1 protein-coding gene is annotated in these 243 nt (G+C 65.4%); it reads right to left on the minus strand.

Going from position 1 to position 243, the window contains the following annotated elements; all coding sequences use genetic code 11:
* On the minus strand, positions 1 to 169 hold a 169-nt coding region (locus AB2L51_RS15340; RefSeq protein WP_400922730.1), incomplete at its 3' end, for a glycosyltransferase.
* Between the last annotated feature and the right edge of the window lie 74 nt (positions 170 to 243).

Genomic DNA, 243 nt, shown 5'->3' on the forward strand with positions numbered 1-243 from the left:
GGTGAACCCGTTCGTTTTCCGCCAACTGTTCGAGCACCGCCGCGCAGGCCGGGCTGCTGGCGTCGTCCACCAGCACGCAGGGCAAGCCGTTGCCGAGCAGCGTCTGGACCACCGTCGCGATGGCGGTTTCGTGGTTGTAGACCGGGATGACGGCGCAGGGGTTATGCATGGGCTCTACCCCTGTGGCGAAGGTATTCTCTGTGGCGAGGGAGCTTGCTCCCGCTCGGTTGCGTAGCAATCGCC

The organism is Acetobacter fabarum (assembly GCF_040702925.2).
GTDB lineage: Bacteria > Pseudomonadota > Alphaproteobacteria > Acetobacterales > Acetobacteraceae > Acetobacter > Acetobacter fabarum_B.